This is a genomic window from Pseudomonas sp. N-137, assembly GCF_034555295.1.
Classification (GTDB): Bacteria; Pseudomonadota; Gammaproteobacteria; order Pseudomonadales; family Pseudomonadaceae; genus Aquipseudomonas; species Aquipseudomonas rhizophila.
In genome coordinates this window covers 1-4,961 of record NZ_JAXUDQ010000024.1, presented here as the reverse complement: position 1 = coordinate 4,961, position 4,961 = coordinate 1, and the positions used below count along the sequence as shown (strand labels likewise).

Below are 4,961 nucleotides of genomic sequence, written 5' to 3'. Positions count from 1 at the left end.
CCGGGCAAAGATGGTAACGCATCCGGCAGAATATCGTTGGTCGAGTTATCGTGCTAACGCACAATCAGAATCTTCGTATTTTATTATTCCGCATGCTCAGTACTTGTCGCTTGGGGGGTAAATATATCGACTGCAGAAGCTTACAGGGAGCTTTTTAGAAACGATTTGGGTGTAGGGCTGTTGACCAAATTCGAGCCGCGACCAATGGTAACTATGTGCTTGGTGGCTCGCGATTTGCTACTGAAATTGAAGCGATGATCGGACGGCGAGCTCAGCGGGGCCGCCCGGGGCGTCCAGGAAGGCGCTCATTGCCTTAGTTAGAAAACGTGGTCTGTCCCCGTTTCTTCATTGGGAACAACCCGGAAAAGGTAATTCCCGGGACTTTTGCTGGGCAAGGAGCGAATGGCGTACGGGGTGATGTGTTCTTCAGGATCAAAGGTAATGATGTGGTCGTTACTAAGCCTGATCGAACATTTGTGACTATCCTGAAGGATGGAGTAACTCAGAATCCATCTGTGCGGAGCGCATTGAAGGGAGGTGGCAGGTGATGAAACGCCCTGAGTTTATGATCTCTTGGTTGCCGACAGTATTTGGGAAAAAACTGCTATCAGTAAATGCCCTATTCCATATCTTTGCTTCAGAGAGGGATTTTTTCCCTCAAGAGATTGGCCTTCAATTTGATGATGCAGAGCTTGGGAAACTCTATGGTGGAAGTGATGGTGCTTCGCTATGTTTTTCTTTTCATCCCATTGTTGGTTGCGACTTGGGTGAATACGGTAGGCAAGATGTTTTTTGTGTCTCTGATGAGCTTTGTTTCTCCAATGTTGTGGGGAGGAGATTGGCTTCAGCTTCGCTTGTGCAGTCCTCGGCGGAGGAGGCAGTGATAGGCATTACTCTCTCATTTGATAATGGCGCGCGCCTATCCATTTTAAATTTAGGGGATGAGCTTTTTGTCTATGACGAGATTCCAGAAGAAATAATGATAAGTGAGGGGCTGGGCTTTATTTCTGTGAACTAAGAAAAAAATGGGAGCAGACCCTGAGGGGTCTCCGAATTTTCTTACAGAAAATCAATAGGGAGAACGGGGGTAGACCAAGTTTTCTGTGATGTATTTTGAAGGGCTGAACAGTAGGAAATATAAGGAGGTTATGAGTGGCTCTTACTTGGCGGCTAACTAGCTGATGTGCCTGTAAAAAATGACGAAGTTTGGCCTTGCCCTCTTGGGTGGAAAACCTGCTCCAAGAAGAGCTCTATTAGTTTTTTTGGTTTTTTAAGGATTATTCAATGCACTATTTCGGCACGTCCCTCCTACTATCCATGACATTGCTCCTGTCAGCCTGCAACACTACCCCCTACGACAAGGCTACCATCTACTACGACCGAACACAGTTTCCTGCACAACTTGTCAAGGACTACCCAGGACTGAACAGCCCTATTTTGCAACATGGCCGTTGCTCTCTGATCGTATCTACCCCGGGTTCGAATACCGGCACCTACTATTTCTGCACCTACGCGTTGACCGCCAATGATCTGTACGTTCAGGGTTGGGACACCAAGGCGTTGAAATACGTAGAGATCGCTCATGTGGATATATCGGCGCTTAAAAACATCGCCTTGCATACGATTTTTCGGAGCAGTCAGCTCCAGATGACGGAAGAACGGCGTCAATTGGCGTTGAGCGCGTCTATAGACGAGGGGGGCTATATCGACTCGGCAGCTACCAAGGAACTGTTTGAGGCAATTAAATGCAAGGGTGTGCCGGTGGTGAAAAGCGAAGGCATGATCAGCCTACCAGCGGGGCCCTCTCCGATGTTCATTCCTGTGGTTATTACTAAGTGAATAGAGAAAGAGCTGGCTGACCGTTTTACCGGCTAATGGGGATTCAAGAGTGCAGATTGGGAGGCGGATTATAGTCTGAACTGGGTCGATGAATTTTTAGAACGGTTCGAAAAAAGGAAAGGAAATAATGGGACAGACCACGTTTTCTGTGAGGCAAAAACGTGGTCTGTCCCCGTTTCTGTCAGGGGTAAAATAAAAATCGGCGACCTTGTAACAGCTATACAACCTTCACCTCAGCAAATGGCGAATTTTGGATTATGAAAACTTTAGATAGTCTGGGGATATTTTGGAGTGTTAAAGATGCGATAACTGGCGAAGTTTATCAAGACGAAGTCAGTGGTTTGGTTTTTTATGGATATTGGTCCTCGGGCTTTACTGAGGAGTTGGCTAAGGTCCTCCCTTCCTTTGAAGCTATTTGGAATGGAGGCGCAGAATTTAAGTCGCGATTGTGGAAGGGTGAGACGCTGAGTGATCTATCAATAGAACTTAGGATAAGATCCTGGCCGGCTGAGAGTGTATGGCCTCTTCTTATTCAGGCATCACTTGAGTGGTTCGTTAGTCGTGGTGCTACGATTGCTTGGTGCGGTACGGAATACAGCAGTCCGTCTATTAAGGTTTTTTGTGTCGATGATGATCAGTGGGATGGAAGTGTATATGCCGTTTATAGCGATAAAACAGGATTGCTTCTAGGCTCTGATTTGTCAGCCGAATATAGGGAGCTTGAGTCATTCGAGCTGGAAATGGCATATAAAATTGCATTCGGGATTTCGTAGTAGTAAAAAAGGGGTAACGGGGACAGACCACGTTTTCTGCAGATGACTTTAGAAGAAAGTGCAAAAAACGGGGGCAGACCACGTTTTTGTGATGTATTTTGAGGGGCTGAAACAGTAGGAAATATAAGGAGGTGATTTCTTTTGCTGGGTTGACTAAGCTTTTGACTCGACTTGTATGAGAAGGGCTCTCCCTATATGCCACGCAGAGCGCGCGTCTTGATACCGGGTGTACCCTTGCGAATAACGGGGACAGAGATTTACTGAATGGATATTCAAATAGATAGCTCGATTCGGGTTGCTATAAATTTAGTTGAGTTTGATGAGCGCATTCCTTCGATAAAGTTTTTTGTAGAAATTGTTGTCGATAAGTTTGAATTTTCTTTCTCGGTCAACATGGGGTGCTGGGTGGAGTGTGCTGTATTTGATGCGTTTGTTGATATGCTTAAACGGGGGAGGGTAGCGCGGATTGAAGATATGAATGATGACTTTTCGTTGTTGGTTGATGTTGAAAATAAAAAGTTGGTCTGGTCATGCGTCAAGAGGGATGTTGCGGGTAATGCGATAGGCGCTAGTGGGGAGGAGGTTTTAGTTGATGGCGCCGCGAGCCGAATTCTACAGGCGTTTGAAAATTATCCGAAGTGGTGGTGACTGAAATGGAGCATTAGATGTTGGTAGATTTTTAGATGGGGTTTGTAAAGTGAGTTGGCGACTTCCTGGGAGTAATAAAGGTCTGCTGTTTTTGGGGGGGCTTGGCTTGGCGATAGAAGGGGATTTGCTACGCTGAAAGCTTCCACGGAGCAGGAATAAAATATGCCCAGGATGGGACGTATTATTTTACCGATTACCCACTCCATGTCGTACAAGGTGCCATAACCGTCAGGTGGTGTTTGCCGTTGCCGGGAAGTAACGGGCACAGACCACGTTTTCTGTGAGGCAAAAACGTGGTCCGTCCCCGTTTTTACGTTTTTACAACTGCAAGCGTACGCGGACAAACTCGGAGGTTTGGGTATTAAAACAGCATGTGGCAACACTCTGGGCCGTTGTGCTGAGTTTAGAGCTGCTAATGAACTGCTTTTGAGCAATCCTAGCCTTAAGCTCAGTGATATTAAATTTACTCCTGCGATTCGTCCTCGAACAGGAGACGTAGTTCCGCGTTGCGAGAATTGCACAAATATATTTGGAGCTGAATAATGGAAATGGATGACGAGTTTTTGGAGATCAATGATTTAGATTGGTTTGCTTCGTGTAAAGATGGGTTTCTTGCGCATTTTGCGACTGGAGGAAAGGGGGACGTTCCGCGGTCAATAAGAAATTCTCTTTCTGAGTATGAGTTGATGTATGAGTATTTTTATTCGTTAAGTGAATGCTTTGAGGTTGAGGTGGTCGAAGAGAATCTCCCGGTATTTAGCTCTGAAGTTCAACGGAGTCGATACTTGCAGTCGTTTGTTTCTATGGCGAAGAAAGGGCTATTTAGTCATGATTTTGGTGGGGGAGGGTACAAGTTAGTCGCTAAACCAAAAAATGGTAAAAAGATATCCGAGCTGCCAATAGAAGTTTTAAATGTTATTTGCATGCTCTCAGTGGATTCTTGTGAAAGTGTGAAAAGTATTAGCGATTCTTGATGTTTTTACGGGTGATGAGCAGAAAAAAGATTTTGCACAAGAAAAAAGGGGGCAGATTCTGAAGGATCCCCGAGTTTTCTTACGAAAAATCAAGAGGTTGGAATATTGAAGAGACCTGCATGAGTCGGCAGCTTGTGTTGCACCACACAAAACAAGATCCCGCCCCATGCAGGCCATCCGATTCTTACACAGTGCGCTCGCTCAAGCACTTCCCGGTGTTCACTCTCGTCGCCTGAAAACGTTGATATGTTGTGTCAGAAAAGAAGGGGACAGATTTATTTTCTCTTTTGCTACGCTGAAAGCTTCCACGGATGAGTCATCCGCACCACGTTGTGCTACGTGGCCAAGAGCGGCGAGGTCAGGGTAGACGGAGGATTGATTTGAGAAAATAAATCTGTCCCCTTTTTCCCTTTTTCCTAATCCTGATACAAAAGAAGTTTGGCATATTCAGCCTTTAAGGTAGCTAGTGATGTGTGAATTTAATCTGCGGGCTATATATTTTCTATTTGGAAGAAAACGGGGACAGACCACGTTTTTTGTAATGTATTTTGAGGGGCTGAAACAGTAGGAAATATAAGGAGGTGGTGTCTTTTTCTGGGTTGACTAAGCTTTTGAATCGACTTGTATGAAGGACTTTTCCTATATGCCACGTAGAGCGCGCGTCTTGATACCGGGTGTACCCTTGCATCTAATTCAGCGAGGGAATAATCGATCGGTTTGTTTTTTT

At 45.5% G+C, this 4,961-nt stretch carries 5 protein-coding genes; all 5 read left to right on the top strand.

All coding sequences use genetic code 11. The features are described from left to right. Positions 1-547 precede the first annotated feature (547 nt). A complete protein-coding gene (locus tag T3A99_RS17125) occupies positions 548-1,018 on the top strand; it encodes a hypothetical protein (protein ID WP_322834599.1) in 471 nt (156 codons plus the stop codon). A gap of 266 nt (positions 1,019-1,284) precedes the next feature. Continuing rightward, positions 1,285-1,839, top strand: a complete 555-nt coding sequence (locus T3A99_RS17120; RefSeq protein ID WP_322834598.1) for a hypothetical protein — start codon at positions 1,285-1,287, stop codon at positions 1,837-1,839. A gap of 257 nt (positions 1,840-2,096) precedes the next feature. Beyond that, complete coding sequence (locus tag T3A99_RS17115; RefSeq protein ID WP_322834597.1) at positions 2,097-2,612, top strand: hypothetical protein; 516 nt, start codon at positions 2,097-2,099, stop codon at positions 2,610-2,612. 264 nt (positions 2,613-2,876) lie between these two features. Continuing rightward, positions 2,877-3,260, top strand: coding sequence for a hypothetical protein (locus T3A99_RS17110; RefSeq protein WP_322834596.1), 384 nt, complete (start codon positions 2,877-2,879; stop codon positions 3,258-3,260). Positions 3,261-3,802: 542 nt separating this feature from the next. Next, the gene (locus tag T3A99_RS17105) at positions 3,803-4,234 is read left to right on the top strand and encodes a hypothetical protein (RefSeq protein WP_322834595.1); all 432 of its coding nucleotides are present in this window, start codon (positions 3,803-3,805) and stop codon (positions 4,232-4,234) included. Positions 4,235-4,961 lie beyond the last annotated feature (727 nt).